This is a genomic window from Chitinophaga ginsengisegetis (assembly GCF_900168065.1).
GTDB classification, from domain to species: domain Bacteria; phylum Bacteroidota; class Bacteroidia; order Chitinophagales; family Chitinophagaceae; genus Chitinophaga; species Chitinophaga ginsengisegetis.
Map to the genome: position 1 here is coordinate 756352 of NZ_FUZZ01000003.1, position 18719 is coordinate 775070.

Below are 18719 nucleotides of genomic sequence, written 5' to 3' on the forward strand. Positions count from 1 at the left end.
ACAGGGCTGCTTCCTCATCGTTTGAAGCAGCCCTTTTTTATACGGTGGATATGAGGGGTTTTTCTGAAATCAGACCCCGAAAACAACGAATAAACAGCGCTTCTGTTCAACAAGCTCATTCTTGTTCATTTTGTTCAGTTTGACAGGGTGCTTTAAGAATTAAAGGACCTGCATTATCTTTGGCAGGACTGAGAGAAGTATCTCTTGTATTACTTTTAACCTCCCCATGAAAAACAACAATAACTATCAGGTGGCCTAACCAACCACCTTTTTTATTTCCCCGGAGAAAGCAGGATCCCAATCTTTCCAAACCGGCTCAAATCCTTGTTTTTTCAGCATGTCTGCAATAGCGGCAGCGCTCCTGTCGTCAGATATTTCAAACTGTTCCAGCGACTGCTGATCTACTACATAACCACCCGGATTGGTTTTCGAGGCGGCACTCATGGCCGTAATACCCAGATTCACAATGTTATTCCTGAATTTCTCCTCTTCCCGGGTAGAAATACTAAGTTCCACTTCCTGGTTAAATAACCGGTAGGCGCAGATCAGCTGTACCAGCTCCCGGTCGTTCATCACTACTTTGGGGGTTAGTCCGCCGGAGAATGGCCGCAGCCGGGGGAAAGAAATACTGTATTTTGTTTGCCAGTATTTTTTCTCCAGGTAGGCGAGGTGCAGCGCGGTAAAGAAACTGTCGGTACGCCAGTCCTCCAGCCCTATTAATACGCCCAGTCCCATTTTATGAATGCCGGCACGTCCCAGCCGGTCGGGTGTTTCCAGCCGGTAGTCGAAGTTGGATTTCCGCCCTTTAGGATGATGTTTTTTATAGTCGTCCTGGTGGTAAGTTTCCTGGTATACCAATACGGCATGTAGTCCCAGCTCCGCCAGTTCCCGGTAATCCTGTTCATCCATCGGTTGTACTTCCATCGAAATATTGGCGAAGTGCGGCCGGAGCAGTTGTAATGTCTTCTTAAAATAGTCTGTGCTTACCAGCTGGTTTGCTTCTCCCGTTACCAGCAAAACGTGCTCAAACCCCATTTCCTTAATGGCAGCTGTTTCCAGCAGCATTTCCGCCGGGCTCAGTGTTTTCCGCCTGATCTTATTGTCGAGGCTGAAGCCGCAATAGGTGCAGATATTCTGGCATTCGTTCGATAAATACATCGGGATATACAACTGCATGGTGTTACCAAACCGTTGCCGGGTAAGCGCCTGGCTCATTGCCGCCATTTCGGCAAGGTAGGGCGCTGCTGCCGGAGAAATAAGCGCAGCAAAATCTTCCAGTGAACGGCGCTGGTTATGCAGGGCCTGTTCCACATCCCTGGCTGTTTTAGCATAGATACCGGCTTTTACCTCATTCCATTCATACTGATCAAATATGCTTTTAAACATACGGAAGGATTAATAAGATGATAAAATAATTATGCTTCATCGAGAAATGCGATCAACGGGCTGGAGGCCACTGCGTGCTGACTGCTGACAGGTAAGCCAGCTTCATAGGCCATGCGCCCGGCCTCCACGCCTGCTTTGAAGGCGGCGGCCATTTGCACCGGGTTGCGGGCCACGGCAATCGCCGTGTTCACCAGCACCGCACTGGCGCCCATTTCCATCGCCTGCGCAGCATGGGAAGGACTGCCAATACCTGCATCCACAATCACCGGTATGTTGCTTTGCGCAATGATGATCTCCAGGAAATCGAAGGTTTTCAATCCCTTATTGCTGCCAATAGGAGCGCCAAGAGGCATTACTGCAGCAGTGCCCACGTCTTCCAATCGCTTACATAATACCGGATCCGCATGTACATACGGGAGTACCACGAATCCCAGTTTCACCAGCTCTTCCGCCGCCAGCAATGTTTCCACGGGGTCGGGCATCAGGTAGCGGGGATCAGGGTGGATTTCTAATTTTATCCAGTTTGTTTCCAGTGCTTCGCGGGCTAACTGTGCCGCATATACGGCTTCTTTGGCGGTACGTACGCCGGAAGTATTGGGAAGCAGGTGCATTCTTGAATGCGACAGGTGCCGCAGCATATCATCTGCTTTATTATCCATCTCCACCCGTTTCAGCGCTACGGTAACCAGTTCACTGCCAGAGGCCAGCAGCGCACTTTCCATCACCTCGGGAGAAGAAAATTTCCCGGTACCGGTAAACAGGCGGGAGTAAAACTCCCTGCCGGCAATAATTAATGGCTCCATGTAGATAATTGTTTTAACTGGTGATGAATCTGGCTCACAACGGCCTGTTTATCTGTTGCATGGGTAATCAGTCCGCTCACTGCAATACCGTGAATACCGGTTTCCATCAATGCCGGGATATCTTCCGGCAGGATACCGCCAATGGCAATAACGGGAATGCCTATATTTTTTTCTTTTAAAGATTGCAGGATAGATTGATAGCCGCTCAACCCCAGTATGGGGCTGAGATTTTGCTTGGTGGTAGTAAACCGGTATGGGCCTACACCTACGTAACTGGCGCCATCCTGTACGTGTTGCAGGATATCTGCAAGCGTATTCGCGGTGCCGCCAACAATCATCTTATCGCCGGTAATAGCGCGGGCGGCGGCAACGGTCATATCCAGTTTGCCTACGTGTACGCCCGCTGCTGCTACTGCTACCGCAATCTGTGGATAGTCGTTGATGATAAGAGATGCCTGGTAGCGATCGCAGATCTTTTTCACTGCTTCCGCCACCGGCAACACCGTGGCCGGTGATTCATTTTTGATACGAAGCTGGATCCATGTGCAGCCGGCATCGCAGGCGGCGAGTATATTATCGGTATGTGATGATTGTGATATGTAATGTAAGTTGCTGATCATATGTGATGGTATCCTGTTAATGATGAATGACTGGCTAATAATTTTTCCGTATATACTTTACCGTTAGCGCATGCTTCCTGTAGTGAAAAACCCCGTGCCAAACCCGCAGTGATGGCGGCGGACAGCACACAGCCCGAACCGTGTTTGGGAAATACTTCTTTCAGTACCGAGGGGAAAGTATGGATTACATCGCCGGTATACAGCATATCATATCCCGGCTTATTTTTATGATGACCTCCCTTCAACAGTACTGTACAACCCGCAGATAATTGCCGGGCCGCAGCTTCGCCGTCGGTAAGCCCCGTTAACAACAATGCCTCATCGTAGTTGGGCGTTAACAGGTAAATCTCCGACAGCAGCTCCTTCCACGCCTGCTGGTGAATGCTGCCGTGAAAAGAAAAGCCTGCCGATGCTTTCAATACCGGGTCCACGATAATGCGTATACCGGGCGATAATTGTTTTACCTGTCTTACCAGTTCAAGCAAGGATTGTATATCCGGCATGATACCGATTTTACAATATTGCAAACGCGTATTGCATAGCAATGGCTTCGCTTGCGCCAGTATATGCGTTACCGGTATCCACTCCACTGATACAAACTGTTCCGGTGTTTGCACGGTAATCGCCGTGCAAACGCCCATGCCGTTTACCCTGTGTTGTTCAAATGTTTTGATATCTGCCAGTAAACCTGCGCCCCCGCTGGGATCCAGACCGGCAAAGCTCATCACGTAAGGTCGCTCTTGTTCCATAGCTGCTGTATACGGTAGTAATTTTCCACGGCCTGCGCCGGTGTTTTCCAGATGGCTCCCAGCAAAGCTGCGCCATCAAAATGCCAGTTTCTTAGTAAATGTATATTGGTATGATCTACACCACCCAAAGCGAGTACCTGCCGGTTGTTTTTATCAGGAAGACTTCCTTCCAGCCGGCCATGATAGCCAGGTTTGGAGATACTGTTAAAGACCGGGCTTAATAACAATGCCTGAAAGCGTTTGTCCGTTAGCGTTATACCATCTGTTGAATGAATACCTGTGCTGTTTTCTTTGAAATTTTCCGGAGATAGATAACGGGTTGGCAGTTCCGTTTTTCCGTTACCGGCAACAGCATCCGATAATAACCGGTGCATCCCTTCACCGCTCCAGTGCACGCCTGCAAGGCCATACCGGGCCGCCAGCGCGCGCTGATCGCGGATAAGAATACGGCTGTAGCATTCCGGCGGAAGCTTATCCAGCAACGCAGTGTACTGCGCTGTTGACCATCCGGGCTTTCTTAACAGCACACGCTCCACCCCTGCTGCCAATAAGGCCGCAATGATATCCACTTCTTCGTGTATCCGTTCAGGTGATGTGATAATCCAGATCAACTATTTTAGCATTTAGTTTTTAATGCGGCCATACTTACAGGTAGATTTCTCCTCCCTGTTCAGCAAAGGCAGCGGCTTTCTCCCTCATGCCGGCGGTCATGGCGTCCTCTTCTTCCAAACCCTTTTGTGCGGCAAAATCACGTACTTCCTGTGTAATTTTCATGGAGCAGAAATTGGGTCCGCACATGGAGCAGAAGTGTGCTACTTTGGCGCCGTCTGCAGGCAATGTTTCGTCGTGATAAGAACGGGCGGTTTCCGGATCAAGCGCAAGATTGAACTGGTCTTCCCAGCGGAACTCAAAGCGAGCCTTGCTAAGTGCATTGTCTCTGTGCTGTGCGCCCGGGTGGCCTTTTGCCAGGTCGGCGGCATGAGCGGCGATCTTGTAGGTGATCACACCCTGCCGTACATCTTCTTTATTTGGTAATCCAAGATGTTCTTTAGGTGTTACATAACACAGCATAGCACAGCCAAACCAGCCTATCATAGCGGCGCCTATCCCGGAAGTGATATGATCATAGCCTGGTGCAATGTCGGTAGTTAAAGGTCCCAGCGTATAGAAAGGCGCTTCATGACAGTGTTCCAATTGCTTATCCATATTGGTTTTAATGAGGTGCATCGGTACGTGGCCCGGCCCTTCAATCATCACCTGTACGGAATGTTTCCATGCTATTTTGGTGAGTTCGCCGAGGGTTTCGAGTTCAGCAAACTGTGCGGCATCGTTGGCATCGGCAATACTGCCTGGGCGTAATCCATCTCCCAGGGAAAAGGAAACATCATAGGCTTTCATGATTTCACAGATTTCTTCGAAATGCGTGTACAGGAAATTTTCTTTGTGATGCGCCAGGCACCATTTAGCCATGATGGAGCCTCCGCGGGAAACGATACCGGTTACACGTTTAGCCGTTAACGGTATATATCTCAGCAGTACGCCTGCGTGGATAGTGAAGTAGTCAACACCTTGCTCTGCCTGTTCTATGAGCGTGTCGCGGAAAATTTCCCACGTAAGGGCTTCTGCTTTTCCATTTACTTTTTCCAGTGCCTGGTAAATGGGTACGGTACCGATGGGCACCGGCGAATTGCGGATAATCCATTCCCTGGTTTCGTGGATATTTTTACCGGTGCTCAGGTCCATAATGGTATCTGCGCCCCAACGGCAGGACCACACTGCTTTTTCCACTTCTTCTTCTATACTGGAGGTAACTGCAGAGTTGCCGATGTTGGCATTTATTTTCACGAGGAAGTTGCGGCCAATGATCATGGGTTCGCTTTCCGGGTGATTAATGTTTGCGGGGATGATGGCTCTGCCGGCGGCAATTTCCTGGCGCACAAATTCAGGTGTAATGAATTTCACGGGTGTATTGGCGCCAAAGCTCTGACCTTTATGTTGGTGCCAGAGGGCGTTGTTTTGTTCAAACAGCTGATCAGCACATTGATTTTCCCGGATGGCGATGTATTCCATTTCGGGTGTAATGATGCCCTGTTGTGCGTAATACAACTGGGTTACATTTTGCCCGGGTTTCGCACGCAGGGGTTTATGTGTGTGGCTCATGAGCGGCATCTTCCCGCCTTCTTTCATCAGCAGTTCTCTTACAAACGGGCTGGTGTATTCCGGGAGTTGTTCCACGTCTTTCCGGTCGTTGATCCATGTTTCACGGATGCGCGGAATGCCGGTAGCTACATCAATATGAATGTTCGGATCTGAAAAGGCGCCGCTGGTATCGTATACTACTACCGGTGCATTGGGAACGGCATCGCCGTTTTTTCCATGAATACGTGTATCCGTGAGCGTTATTTTGCGCATGGCTACTTTCACGGGGTGGATGATTCCGTCCACATATATTTTCTCTGAGGCAGGAAAGGGTGTGCGGCTGAGTGCCACGGGCTGATTATGCATGATATCTGGTTTTTTTAGAGATAGAAATGCCGGTTCCGTGATAATGATCACGGAAAAGACTATACGAAAAATGAAATACAGGGTTTAGCCGCCCTGGGTAGCCCGGATAATAGTAATATTATCGGCTGCAGATAGTGGTTGGTTTTCCCAGGAGGTTTTTGGTATCACCTGGTTGTTGACGGCCACTGCAATGCCTTTTTGAGCAGAGATCTGAATAAACTGTAAGAGTGCAGCGATGGTAGTTCCCGGCTGCACCGCATAAAGTTTATTGTTTACATGCACTTCCATGTTAATTGGAATTTAAGTGAAACAATAAACTTTAAGGATGTGGAAAGATGAGAAAGGTTCAGTTACTTTTCCCTACGGCAGTATGAACTGCTTCAGGTACTGAGGGTATCATCTCAGTTTATCCTTTTTAGTTAATTGGATAAACACCCCTAAAGTGTAGATGTAAAAGTAATGGAAATATTTAAAAATTACATTACAAATGATGAATTGTGTATTTTTAAATTATGGTACGATTCAGTTTAATGTGTTTATTGATACTGGCGGTTGCCTGTAAGGAGAGTAAGAAGGAGGTGGAGAAGGAAGAATTACAGGATGATAGCAGCCTGGTTAGTATTATCGCAGACAGCAGTAATGCCGGCATTACTGACAGCATTGCTGCTGTTGCGGATACGCTGCATATTGATGCAGCTAAGCTCATAGGAAAGTGGATACAGCCCGTAGCGGGCCTGGACAAGGAAACACAGGGTTTCCAGCTAAGAAAGAACGGAACTGCCAGATCCATTAACATGTACACACTGGTATACGAAAAATGGTTGCTGACACATGACACCTTGCTGTTGTGGAATCACTCCGAAGGCGTAAAAGATACCTCCACTATTGTGGATACAACAATTATAAAAGAGCTGTCAGATACTTCTCTTGTATTGTTTCCGGTAAAAGCTGCCGAAGGCTACGTGGAAAAATACCATAGAAGCAATTAATTATATAGCTGCCAGAGTCCTACCAGGCAGGCTACTACCGCCATAAATACGCCGGCAGCAGCGAGCTGCATATCGTCAATATTTTTTCTTCCTATATACAGGGAAACAAGACCTATTACTATGGCTACTGAGCCGGCGGTAACTGCATAGGAAGGTGTGTGGGTACTGAAAGCGAAAGCTGCCGACAGTACACCAATGATGAGCGCTGATATACAGGCTGTTTTTGTTAATGCTGTTGAGTGTTGCATATATATTCGAATTTAAAAAACAGGTGAAGGAATAATTATTTGCAAATAGGTATTTATTTATGTTGACTACTGATTTTTTCCTTCATCACCCTATCGTGTTCCCAGGGCACTTTTAACAGGGATCCTATTTCCTGGTAGCGGGCGTCCTGGTATTCATCCAGTCCGTATCTGATCGCCAGTGTATCCGGTACTTTTACAAAAGTGCCGAAGAGGCGATCCCATATAGAAAATATATTGGCATAATTAGCGTCTGTTTCAGGCTGGTAATGACTATGATGCACCTTATGCATATCCGGCGATACAATGACCCAGCTAAGCGCATTATCCAACCATTTGGGCAGATGGATGTTGGCGTGATTGAACTGCGACATAAAAGCCGATAAGCTCTGGTATAACATGATCATCCAGAAGGGCACTCCGAGAATCATAATAGCAGTAAAGAGGGCTATTACTCTCAGCAGGCTTTCGACCGGGTGATGTCTCAGGGCAGTGGTGGCGTCTATCTGTGTATCTATGTGATGAATTTTATGGAATTGCCACATCCAGGCGGTTTTGTGCTGTACCCAATGTATGAGCCAGGCCCCTATAAAATCCAGCAGTAATAGTGCCAGTATAGTATGGAGCCACAGCGGCAACTGCTTCAGGTACAGGATGCCGAACTGCTGGGTGCTGGTCCACCGGGAAGCCTTTACAATGAGGAATGCCAGCCCTGTATTTACAATCACCGTGGTTAATGTAAAAAAGAGATTGGTACCGGCATGCCGGTAACGGTTGCTGCCAAAACGGAACCGGGGCGCCATGCCCTCAATGATCCATAACAGCAATAGTCCGCTGACCAGGATAGCAGTACGGTATACTGACGGAATATTTTCAAAAAAACTTACCATATGATGGTAAAATATATATAACGGTCTCTTATGCTGTGCTGTGTGGTTCTCCTTAACCAGGCCAACAAAATCTCTGCAGTGGATATGATATGGGGATGTGATCTTAACTGTAATACACAGTAAACATATATGCGTTACTGTTATTACCCTTGCGTTACTGTCCTGAACCTTCGGGTGTGTTCCAACCACTGATTCCGGATAAAAATTACAACTATTTGGGGAATATAAAAAGGTGTCTTTTGGGCCACAGGCAAAGAAAAAAGCAACCTCTTTGTCAGAGATTGCTTTATGTATAAGTTTTTAGCTATAAGTATTTATCTTTTTAGCATTTAGCTAACAACTGCGGTTAGTTGTTCAGCATGAGCGGCATTACCAGCATGAGGAGGTCTTCATTTTCTTCTTTTTCAGAAGGTCTGAGAATACCTGCTTTGGTGGCAGTAGCGAGGTCGATGGAAATTTCATCTCCTTCAGCAGCATTCAGCATTTCAATGAGGAATTTCGCATTAAAAGCAATCTGCATATCATCGCCGGTATACTGGCAGTTCATGCGTTCGTTACCTTCAAAAGAGAAATCCACATCCTGTGCAGATAACTGGAGTTCGCTGCCGGTGATGCTTAAAGCTACCTGGTTGGTGCTTTTATTGGCGAATACACCTACGCGTTTTAAGGCGTTCTGGAAATCGCTTTTTACCACGGTGAGGCGGTAAGGATTATCTTTTGGTATTACTACCTTATAGTCAGGGAAACGGGCATCAATAAGGCGGCAGATCATTTGTGCGCCTTCGTGCTGCACGAAGAAGTGGTTCTGGCTATAAGCTACTTTAATTTCAGTTTCGTTATCAGGCAGGGCTGATTTCAACAGGTTCAGCGGTTTTTTAGGTACGATGAAGCTGTCTGCCTGCGGGCATTTTACGTCTGTTCTTACATATTTCACCAGTCGATGTGCGTCGGTGGCAACAAAGGTAAGGCTGTCCGGAGCCAGTTCGAAGAACACGCCTGTCATGGCAGGGCGCAGGTCATCGTTGCTCACGGCGAACAGGGTTTTATTGATGGCGGTAACCAGGCCGGTAGCAGCCATTGTGAAGGAGGTGGTATCATCTGCAGCCGGTTCTTTCGGGAAGTTTTCCGGGTTTTCCCCCATCACTTTATATTTACCATTGTCTGAAGTGATTTCCACTGCGTAGGAGTTCAGGTCAATGTGGAAAGTCAGCGGCTGGTCGGGCAGATTTTTGAGGGAATCCATCAGGATCTTCGCCGGGATACAGATCCGACCGCTTTCCTTGGCTTCCACCTCCAGCTTCACCCGCATAACAGTTTCCAGGTCAGTTGCAACTACAGTCAGTTCGTTTTTGTCAATCAGGAACATAAAATCCTCCAGTATCGGCAATACTGTGTTTGAATTGATAACCCCGCTGATCTGTTGTAATTGTTTTAATAAAGTAGAGGAAGAAACAATAAATTTCATGGTTTATATAAGTTTGCTTATCATTTTTTGTTGAAGGGTAACCTTAGGGGCATGCTGCCCTGATTTTCTCCCGGCACCTCACATAAAAGGTCAAATGTACTGTAAACAAAGATAGAAAGTTTTGTCGTTCTCCCTAATTTCATCACATCTTATACACTAAGATAACGTGGTTTTACACAACGATTTGCAGTCATTCATATATTTCTTTTTAGTATAATACTAAACGGAAAGAATAAAAAAGCCCCTCTTGGTTAGATGAGATGCAATAACAAGTGCTATTTATTAACGGAAGTGAAAAGAATTTCCCTATTCTTTTAAATTATCTTCAAATCGGTTACTTTTGCCGCGCTGAAAAATTATTACAAACCAACAAAAAAAAGCAGGTTATGAAACTGTCTCATTTAGCCGAAACGTTGATTGGATCCGAAATCATTAAGTTAGCAGCTGAAATAAAGGAGAAACAGGCCAAGGGTGAGAAGATATACAACTTCACGATTGGCGATTTTGACCCGAAGGTATTTCCTATCCCGGTTGAATTTGAACAGGAAATCATAACAGCCTATAAGGAGCACCTGACCAATTATCCTCCTGCCGATGGTATCGCGGAGTTAAGACAGGCAGTAGGTGGTTTTATAGCTGAGCGTGAGGGGCTCTCCTACGATCCTGCAAAGGAAATCGTTATTTCCTGTGGCGGTCGTCCTATCATTTATGCTACTTTCAGAACCATTGTTGACCGTGGCGAAAAAATAGTTTACGCCACTCCATCATGGAATAACAACCACTATACCCACTTCCTGGAAGCGGAACACGTAGTGCTGGAAACCAAACCAGAGAACTTTTTCATGCCTACGGCTGCAGAACTGAAGCCGCTCCTGAAAGGCGCTACCCTCCTGGCCCTCTGCTCCCCGCAGAACCCAACCGGTACTGCTTTCGGTAAACAACAGCTGGAAGAAATCTGCGACCTGGTACTGGCCGAAAACAAAAGCAGAGGCGCTGATGAAAAGCCACTCTATGTGATGTTTGACCAGATGTACTGGGTACTCACCTTTGGTGAAACACACCACCACAACCCGGTTACCCTCCGTCCGGAAATGAAGGATTATACCATCTTCATCGACGGTATGAGTAAAGCCTTTGCTGCTACCGGCGTTAGAGTTGGCTGGGCGTTAGGACCCGCACATGTTATCGGTAAAATGAAATCCATCCTTTCCCATGTTGGCGCCTGGAGCCCGATGGCAGAACAAAAAGCTGCTGCCCGCTACCTGGTACAGAAAGAAAATGTGGATAAATACCTGCAGCACTTTAAAGGTGAAATCGAAGAAAGACTGGTGAAAATCTACGAAGGCTTCGATAAACTGAAAACTGCCGGTCATAAAGTGGAAGCCATTGCTCCGCAGGCGGCGATCTATCTTACCGTTAAATTTGACCTGGTAGGCAAACAAACGGCAGATGGCACTGCGCTCGCAGATCAGGCCGCTGTAACCTCCTACATTCTTAATGAAGCTAAAATAGCCCTGGTGCCGTTCTATGCTTTCGGATCTGCTAAAAACTCTCCATGGTACCGCCTCAGCGTAGGTACTTGCGTGAAAGAAGAGATCCCTGCTATGTTTGAGAAGCTGCAGGCTGCGCTCGAAAAACTGAAATAGCGATGTGGCGCTGAAATTGTCTTGAGCAGGATTAAACTGATTAGGCTGATTTGATTACGTTTTGATTTTAATATTTAGGGGAGATAGAAGCGAAAATACCCGCTTCTATCTCCCCTAATCTTTTATAAAATAATCTTTTATAAAATCAAAACGTAATCAAATCAGTGAAATCAGCCTAATCAGTTTAATCCTGCTCAAGACAATTTCAGCGCCGAAGGCGATCCCCTGCCTGCTCAAATCTCCCTATCCTGACTTTCTGACTTTTCTCTTCGAAAAGTTAAATGGATGTTAAAAGGACAACTTCGGTTACTATTTCAGAAAAACTTCCTAATTTTGACCTTGAAACTAAAAAAGTCAAAAAGTTAATGCACACAGAAGCTAAAGATGAAATGAGGGATAAGATCCTGGAGGCGGCTCTGAAGCGTTTTACTCACTATGGCGCTTCTAAAACAACGATGAACGAAATAGCAGATGATCTTCACTGCTCTAAAGCATCGCTGTATTATTATTACCCCGACAAAAAAGCTATGCACGTTGCTGTGCTGGAAAGAATTGCGGAAGCCTATTTCCAGCAGATGGAAAAGGAAGCGGTACACGTAAAATCGGCAGCCAAAGCATTATATAATATCATAGATCTCCGGAAAGATTTTATCAGCAAATTTTGCCGGCTGGAAATATTTAAGATACTACAAGATAACTCTGCACTCTTTCTCGAAGAAAAGAAGAAGGCAAAACAACGGGAATTCAATATCCATACAGCCATCATTAAAGCAGGTATTGCTTCAGGAGAATTTAAAGTAAAAGATCCTGCACAAACCGCAGAACTGCTGGTACTGGCCACTATGGGACTGCGCTTTTCCGTACCGGATCATATCCGGGAAGATATGGATCTGAATGAAGAAATGATGGACGAGGTGATAGAGAAACAAAAACAACTACTCGAAATTTTCATAAACGGAATAAAAGCTTAAACGGAAATCATGGTGGTGAGAGAAAGGATACTGGAAACAGCACTGAAGATGTTCAGAACGTACGGTGTGAAAGGGGTTACTATGTTTGATATTGCCCGCGACTGCGGGATCTCCAAAAAAACAGTATACGAGCATTTCGTAGACAAACAGGCGCTGATAGACGAAGGGATGCAGCAACTGCTGACGAACCATATTAACTACTTCCATGAATGTCTGCAAACCACAGACAACGCCATCGAAGAACTGGTGCGCAACATGAAGTACATCACCAATATGGCTAAAACCCTGAACCCGGTGATGCTGCATGAAATCCAGAAATACCATCCGGATACCTGGCGCAGCATCGAGAGTTTTAAGTCGGACAGCATGCTCTGTAACATCAAGAAGAATTTAAAAAGAGGAATGGCGGAGGGCCTATACCGCCAGAACCTTCATATAGATATTGTAGCACGCATGCGCCAGCTGCAGCTGGAGGCAGCTTTTGACCCGGAGCAATACCCCGCAGATCAGTTTGAAATGCATGAGGTAATGGAACAGGTAACCGCCCACTTTATATTGGGAATCGCCACCATCCGGGGACATAAACTGGTAAACCAGTACCTGCAAATAAAAGAAGAAGAATAAAACTACTACGCTAAGATTTATTTTATGAAGCGATTAAAGTTAACGCTTGTCCTCCTCATGGGGATAGGGGTATATAACGGCTATGCCCAAACGCAGCTGACCTTACAGGAAGCGCTGAAGTTTGCATTGAACAATAATAAACAATTGGCCAAAACCAAAATGGACGAAGAAATGGGTAAATACAAAACCCAGGAAGTCCGCTCCCAGGCTTTACCACAACTGAATGGTAACGCCTCTTATACAGACAACCTGATGTTGCAGAAATCGCTCATCCCCGGTGCTGTATTTGGTAAACCGGATAGCTCCATACTGGTGGCTTTTGGGGTGAAGTACAATGCTACTGTAGGCGCAGAACTGAGCCAGCAGATCTTTAATCAGGCAGTGTTTACCGGGTTGAAAGCCTCCAAGGCCGGCGAACAGTATTACGTGCTGCAAACCCAACAATCCGAGGAGAATGTGATCTATAATGTATCACAACTCTATTACCAGTTGCTGGTAACACAGGAGAAAATTATTACCATCAACAGTAATATTGAAAAGCTCACACAGCTGGTAAGCGCCACTAAATCACAATTCGATAACGGCCTGGCAAAGAAAATTGACCTGGACCGTATCAAAGTGAATCTCATTAACAACATGACGCAACGCACCCAGCTGCTGAATCAATATGCAACGCAAACCAACAACCTGAAACGGGTAATGGGTATGCCGCTGCAATCTACTTTCCTGTTGCCGCCGGCTTCGCTGAAAGACATTGAAAACAAAGCTGCAGGCGTGTTACAATATGATGATATCAATCTTGCCAACAGAACGGAATATAAATTACTGAAGAAACAGGAAGAACTACAGTTGTTCCAGAAGAAAGCTTACCAGGCAGAGAATTATCCGTCACTGTCGTTGTTCGGAAGATATTCTTATAACGGGATGAGCCAGCAATTCGCTTTCTCAAAAGATCCTTCCAATTCTACCAGCTGGTTTGGTGCAGCAGCTATCGGCTTAACGCTGAAAGTGCCCATCTTCGATGGTTTCGGCCGCCGCTCCAAAGTTAGTCAGGCTAACGTAACCCTGCGTCAGCTGGGCAAACAACTGGAAGATACAGAACTCACCCTCAACACAGATTACGAAAATGCCAAGCTGATGGTGCGTAGCAACTTATCTACCATCACCACGCAAAAGGAAAACATGGACCTCGCCAACGAAGTGTATTATTCCACACAGAATAACTACAAACTCGGCCTGGCTGGCTTAACGGATCTGCTGAACGCGGAAACCTCCCTGGCAGACGCACAAAACAGTTATAACGAAGCCCTGCTGCAATACAAGCTGGCAGAGCTGGAGATCATAAAAAGTAAAGGAAGTTTAAAAGACCTCCTAAACTAAACGTATAAACGAAAATAACGATAGAACACACAAACTATTTTGCAGATGAAAAAGTTTATAATCTGGGGCTTGGTGACAATAGGTGCAGTAGTACTGATCATGTGGAAACTTGGCGCTAACAAAAAAGCGAACGAGGCTAAAACAGAATTCGTAAAACAAAGCAATATCGGCGACATCCCGGTGCTGGTACAGAAAGTATCCCGCAATGATTTCTCCCAGGGCTTCCTGGCCAATGGTAACTTTGAGCCGGTACGCGAACTGTCGTACCTCGCTGAAACTGCCGGCCGTGTCACCAAACTGCTGGTAGATGAAGGCAGCGTAGTAAGACAGGGACAACCCATTGCTTACATTGATGGTCAGCTTTTAAACACCGACCTCGAATCTGCAAAAGCTAACCTCAACCAGCTGAAAGTAGATAAAGAAAGATACGAAAGCGCGTTCCAGACAGGTGGCGTTACCCAGAAACAAATGGATGATGCCCGCCTGCAGTACGACATCGCAAAAACGCGCTATGAAGCGGCCAGCCGCCGTGTAAGCGATACGTATGTGAAAGCACCTATCTCCGGAATTATCAATAAAAAATATATAGAACAGGGCGCTTACCTCTCCGTAGGTAATAAGATGTTCGACATCGTGGATGTATCCAGGCTGAAACTGGCGGTATCTGTGCCGGAAGGACAAGTGGTAACACTTAAAACCGGTCAGAAAGTACAGGTTACTTCCAACGTGTTCCCTGAAACCCAGTATGAAGGCACCATCACCTTTATAGCTGCAAAAGGCGATAACTCCCTCAACTACCCGGTAGAAATGGAAGTGCGCAATATCGACGGAAAGGACCTGAAAGCAGGAATGTATGGTACTGCGCATTTCGTGGACCCCAATGCGGCTAAAACAATTTTCATTGCACGCACCGCATTTGTAGGCGGCGTAAACAGCAACACTGTTTATATAATGGATGGTAATGTGGCAAGGAAACGCAAAGTAGTTGCCGGCCGCATCGTTGGCGACCAGGTGGAAATACGGGAAGGGCTAAACGAAGGCGACACCGTGATTACCAGCGGCCAGATCAACCTGACTGAAGGCGCTGTTGTAGTGGCTCAGAACGGCAAAAAGTAAGCGAGGAAAATGTATCTGGTGTTTGACCAAATTTTTGCAACATGAAGATTACTGAAGTATCAATTAAGCGACCTACGATAGTAGTGGTGGTGTTTACCATCCTCACCCTCCTGGGCGTGATGAGTTATAAATCGCTGAACTACGAGCTGCTGCCAAAGTTCAGCTCCCCGATTGTGACTATTTCTACGGTGTATCCCGGCGCCTCCCCTAACGAGGTGGAAAGTACCATCACCAAGAAGATAGAAGATGCGGTAGCATCTATGGAAAAGATCAAAAAGATTATTTCCAAATCTTCTGAAAGTCTTTCTGTTATTACCGTTGAGCTGAACAATGATGCCGATGTGGATATTGCCCTGCAGGATGCACAGCGCAAAGTAAACGCTATCCTGGCAGATCTGCCGGGAGATGCCAAGCCGCCATCTCTCAACAAATTCTCCCTGGATGATCTTCCGATCATGACATTGTCTGCCACCGCTAAAATGGACGACAAACAGTTTTATGACCTGGTAGATAAAAAACTGCAGCCTTTATTATCCCGGTTACCGGGCGTGGCCCAGGTATCACTGATTGGTGGCCAGGAGCGTGAAATACAGGTAAACGTAGATCCAAAGAAATTACAGGCTTTCAACTTATCTATTCTGCAGCTGCGCCAGCTGATCACCAACGCCAACCTGGACTTCCCAACCGGTAAGGTAAAAACGGCCAATGAACAGATCCTGATCCGTTTGGCAGGTAAATATAAAAACGTTGACCAGCTGCGTAACCTGGTGCTGAAAACAACCGAAGATGGTACACAGGTGCGGTTGATAGATGTTGCCGATGTGCAGGATGCGCAGAAAGATGTGGATCGTATTGCCCGTGTAGACGGCGTTAGCGCGATTGCCCTGCAGGTGCAGAAACAAACGGATGCCAACGCGGTAACTGTGAGTGAAGAAATGAAGAAGGCGATCAGCAAAATTGAAAAAGACTATGCTGCGAACGATCTGAAGATGCTGGTAGCAAATGATTCCTCCGACTTTACGCTGGAATCTGCCGACTCAGTAATACATGACCTTATCCTGGCAGTAGTGCTGGTGGCGGTTGTAATGCTGTTGTTCCTGCACAGTATCCGCAGTGCGTTGTTTGTAATGATCTCCATCCCGGCTTCCCTCATCGCTACATTCATCGGTATGAAATTGATGGGCTTCTCGCTCAACCTCATGTCGCTGTTGGGCTTGTCGCTGGTGGTAGGTATCCTCGTGGATGATGCGATTGTGGTGCTGGAAAATATTTACCGGCATATGGAAATGGGTAAGAACCGCGTCCGTGCTGCGTTCGACGGTGTAAAAGAGATAGGCTTCACCGTTACCTCCATTACGTTGGTAATTGTGGTGGTGTTCCTGCCCATCTCTTTAACGAATGAGCTGGTATCAAAGATCCTGCGTGAGTTTTGCGTGGTGGTAATGATTTCCACGATGCTTAGTTTGTTGTCGTCCTTTATGATTGTGCCGCTGTTATCCTCCCGCTTTGGTAAGCTGGAACATATTACCGGTAAGAATATTTTTGAGAAATTCATTCTCTGGTTTGAAGCGCAGCTGCAGAAGTTCACCGACTGGATGACCAGCATCCTGAAATGGGCACTGGGTCATAAAAGGATTACCATAGCTGTGGCTGTTGGTTTATTGATTGCCTCTTTCATGCTGGTAGGTAAAGGCTACATCGGTGGAGAGTTTATTCCTAAAGGCGACCGCGGACAGTTCATCGTAATGCTGGAAATGCCAAAGGATGCGTCTGTAGAACAAACCAACCTGGCTACCCGCACCGCAGAAAAATATCTCAATAAAAAACAGGAAGTTACCCGTTTGATCACTACGGTTGGTCAAACCAGTGAAGATGGTTTTGGTAACGCGCAGTCGACCGCTTATAAAGCAGAGATCACCGTAATGCTGGTAGATCCGGAACACCGCGTGGATGCTTCCGATATCTACGCCGCCAAGATCAAAAAAGAACTGAAAGGTATCTTACCTGGTGTGAAAGTAAAAACCACGGACGTAAGTATCCTGGGCACCGCAGAGCGGGCGCCGGTAGAGCTGGTGGTAATGGGTACAGAGCTTGACAGCGTAATGAATTACGCCAAAAGAGCGATGGATACACTCAAAACTATCAGCGGTGCTACAGAAGTGAAGCTGTCGGTAGAAGATGGTAATCCGGAAATTAATGTGCAGGTAGACAGGGATAAGATGGCCGCACTGGGCCTCACGCTTGACGCCGTGGGTGGTACCATGCAAACCGCTTTCAGTGGTACAGCTGATGACTCTAAAGTAAAGTTCCGTCAGGGTGATTATGAGTACGATATCAACATCCGTTTTGATGATTTCAACCGTAAGAACCTGGAAGACGTATCCAATATACAGTTCATTAACGATAAAGGTCAGCTGATCAAGCTGTCGCAGTTTGCAGTGATAACAGAAGGCTCCGGACCAAGCCACCTGGAAAGAAGAGATAAAAACACTTCTGTATCTGTGCAGGCGCAGGTAATGGGTCGTCCTTCCGGTACCGTTACGCAGGAGTTTTCCGACAAGCTGGCAAAAATGGACAAGCCAACCGGCATCAGTTATATTTTTGGCGGTGATGCGGAAAACCAGGGCGACTCCTTTGGTACGATGGGCGCGGCATTGCTGATTTCCATTGTGCTGGTATACCTCATCATGGTGGCGTTGTACGACAACTACATCTATCCTTTTGTGGTATTGTTCTCTATTCCGCTGGCGATCATCGGAGCGTTACTGGCACTGGCACTCACCAATAATACGCTGAACATCTTTACCATCATGGGTATCATTATGTTGATCGGTCTGGTGGCGAAGAATGCGATCATCCTGGTGGATTTTACCAACCAGATGAAAGAGCAGGGCCAAAGCACTTACCAGGCGCTGATCCATGCCAACCACGCACGTTTGCGTCCTATCCTGATGACCACCATTGCGATGGTAATCGGTATGCTGCCTATTGCATTGGCAACAGGCGGTGTGGGCTCCATTAAAAATGGTTTGGCGTGGGCTATCATCGGAGGTTTGATGAGCTCCATGTTCCTCACCCTGATCGTGGTGCCGGTGGTGTATATGATTGTAGATATGGGTATGGCGAAGCTGGGAATGGGAAGATTGTCTACCAAACGTTACATCAGGCAGCGTATGGTGGCCTCTTATGAAGAAGTGCCTTTAAATGAAATTCATTCGAATTAAAGATATGTTACTAACAGTGTAACAGTTGTAGGTTTAGGTAATAGCCGGAGTACTCATACTCCGGCTTTCTTATTTCTTTGATATTAACAATAAATTCTTTCCTTTT

The 18719-nt window shown here is 46.5% G+C and carries 17 protein-coding genes and 1 riboswitch; of the genes, 7 read left to right on the plus strand and 10 right to left on the minus strand.

Annotated elements, in window-relative coordinates:
* Nucleotides 1-255 precede the first annotated feature (255 nt).
* From thiH to thiS, 7 genes are all read right to left on the minus strand, one after another.
* Nucleotides 256-1386 carry a 2-iminoacetate synthase ThiH gene (gene thiH, locus B5Z18_RS21820; protein WP_079471612.1) on the minus strand — a complete coding sequence of 377 codons (1131 nt, stop codon included), beginning with the start codon at nt 1384-1386 and terminating at the stop codon, nt 256-258.
* 29 nt (nt 1387-1415) lie between these two features.
* Nucleotides 1416-2189 carry a thiazole synthase gene (locus tag B5Z18_RS21825; RefSeq protein ID WP_079471613.1) on the minus strand — a complete coding sequence of 258 codons (774 nt, stop codon included), beginning with the start codon at nt 2187-2189 and terminating at the stop codon, nt 1416-1418.
* Nucleotides 2177-2809, minus strand: a complete 633-nt coding sequence (locus B5Z18_RS21830) for a thiamine phosphate synthase (RefSeq protein WP_079471614.1) — start codon at nt 2807-2809, stop codon at nt 2177-2179. Before B5Z18_RS21830 ends, B5Z18_RS21825 begins: the two co-directional genes overlap by 13 nt.
* The gene (locus B5Z18_RS21835) at nt 2806-3558 is read right to left on the minus strand and encodes a hydroxymethylpyrimidine/phosphomethylpyrimidine kinase (protein ID WP_079471615.1); all 753 of its coding nucleotides are present in this window, start codon (nt 3556-3558) and stop codon (nt 2806-2808) included. The genes B5Z18_RS21830 and B5Z18_RS21835 overlap by 4 nt, the downstream gene beginning before the upstream one ends.
* Complete coding sequence (locus B5Z18_RS21840) at nt 3534-4169, minus strand: thiamine phosphate synthase (protein WP_079471616.1); 636 nt, start codon at nt 4167-4169, stop codon at nt 3534-3536. The genes B5Z18_RS21835 and B5Z18_RS21840 overlap by 25 nt, the downstream gene beginning before the upstream one ends.
* Before the next feature lie 34 nt (nt 4170-4203).
* Nucleotides 4204-6063 carry a phosphomethylpyrimidine synthase ThiC gene (gene thiC, locus B5Z18_RS21845; protein ID WP_079471617.1) on the minus strand — a complete coding sequence of 620 codons (1860 nt, stop codon included), beginning with the start codon at nt 6061-6063 and terminating at the stop codon, nt 4204-4206.
* An 84-nt stretch (nt 6064-6147) separates the two neighbouring features.
* The gene (gene thiS, locus B5Z18_RS21850) at nt 6148-6351 is read right to left on the minus strand and encodes a sulfur carrier protein ThiS (protein ID WP_079471618.1); all 204 of its coding nucleotides are present in this window, start codon (nt 6349-6351) and stop codon (nt 6148-6150) included.
* 52 nt (nt 6352-6403) lie between these two features.
* Nucleotides 6404-6512: riboswitch (TPP riboswitch) on the minus strand.
* Between the two features lie 63 nt (nt 6513-6575).
* Between thiS and B5Z18_RS21855 the strand changes: the two genes are divergently transcribed.
* The gene (locus B5Z18_RS21855) at nt 6576-7052 is read left to right on the plus strand and encodes a lipocalin-like domain-containing protein (RefSeq protein WP_079471619.1); all 477 of its coding nucleotides are present in this window, start codon (nt 6576-6578) and stop codon (nt 7050-7052) included.
* Here the strand turns inward: B5Z18_RS21855 and B5Z18_RS21860 are convergent.
* The 3 genes from B5Z18_RS21860 to dnaN all read right to left on the minus strand — a co-directional run bounded on the left by B5Z18_RS21860 (nt 7049) and on the right by dnaN (nt 9652).
* Complete coding sequence (locus B5Z18_RS21860) at nt 7049-7300, minus strand: hypothetical protein (RefSeq protein ID WP_079471620.1); 252 nt, start codon at nt 7298-7300, stop codon at nt 7049-7051. The two genes, B5Z18_RS21855 and B5Z18_RS21860, sit on opposite strands and share 4 nt — an antisense overlap.
* A gap of 53 nt (nt 7301-7353) precedes the next feature.
* Nucleotides 7354-8187 carry a sterol desaturase family protein gene (locus B5Z18_RS21865; RefSeq protein ID WP_079471621.1) on the minus strand — a complete coding sequence of 278 codons (834 nt, stop codon included), beginning with the start codon at nt 8185-8187 and terminating at the stop codon, nt 7354-7356.
* Between the two features lie 346 nt (nt 8188-8533).
* The gene (dnaN, locus tag B5Z18_RS21870) at nt 8534-9652 is read right to left on the minus strand and encodes a DNA polymerase III subunit beta (RefSeq protein WP_079471622.1); all 1119 of its coding nucleotides are present in this window, start codon (nt 9650-9652) and stop codon (nt 8534-8536) included.
* Nucleotides 9653-10038: 386 nt separating this feature from the next.
* Between dnaN and B5Z18_RS21875 the strand changes: the two genes are divergently transcribed.
* From B5Z18_RS21875 to B5Z18_RS21900, 6 genes are all read left to right on the plus strand, one after another.
* Complete coding sequence (locus B5Z18_RS21875; protein WP_079471793.1) at nt 10039-11298, plus strand: pyridoxal phosphate-dependent aminotransferase; 1260 nt, start codon at nt 10039-10041, stop codon at nt 11296-11298.
* A 365-nt stretch (nt 11299-11663) separates the two neighbouring features.
* Nucleotides 11664-12269, plus strand: a complete 606-nt coding sequence (locus tag B5Z18_RS21880; RefSeq protein ID WP_159454387.1) for a TetR/AcrR family transcriptional regulator — start codon at nt 11664-11666, stop codon at nt 12267-12269.
* 9 nt (nt 12270-12278) lie between these two features.
* Complete coding sequence (locus tag B5Z18_RS21885) at nt 12279-12893, plus strand: TetR/AcrR family transcriptional regulator (RefSeq protein WP_079471624.1); 615 nt, start codon at nt 12279-12281, stop codon at nt 12891-12893.
* A 24-nt stretch (nt 12894-12917) separates the two neighbouring features.
* A complete protein-coding gene (locus B5Z18_RS21890; RefSeq protein ID WP_079471625.1) occupies nt 12918-14273 on the plus strand; it encodes a TolC family protein in 1356 nt (451 codons plus the stop codon).
* A 45-nt stretch (nt 14274-14318) separates the two neighbouring features.
* Nucleotides 14319-15389 carry an efflux RND transporter periplasmic adaptor subunit gene (locus B5Z18_RS21895; RefSeq protein ID WP_079471626.1) on the plus strand — a complete coding sequence of 357 codons (1071 nt, stop codon included), beginning with the start codon at nt 14319-14321 and terminating at the stop codon, nt 15387-15389.
* 41 nt (nt 15390-15430) lie between these two features.
* Nucleotides 15431-18613, plus strand: coding sequence for an efflux RND transporter permease subunit (locus B5Z18_RS21900; protein ID WP_079471627.1), 3183 nt, complete (start codon nt 15431-15433; stop codon nt 18611-18613).
* The last annotated feature ends 106 nt before the right edge of the window (nt 18614-18719 follow it).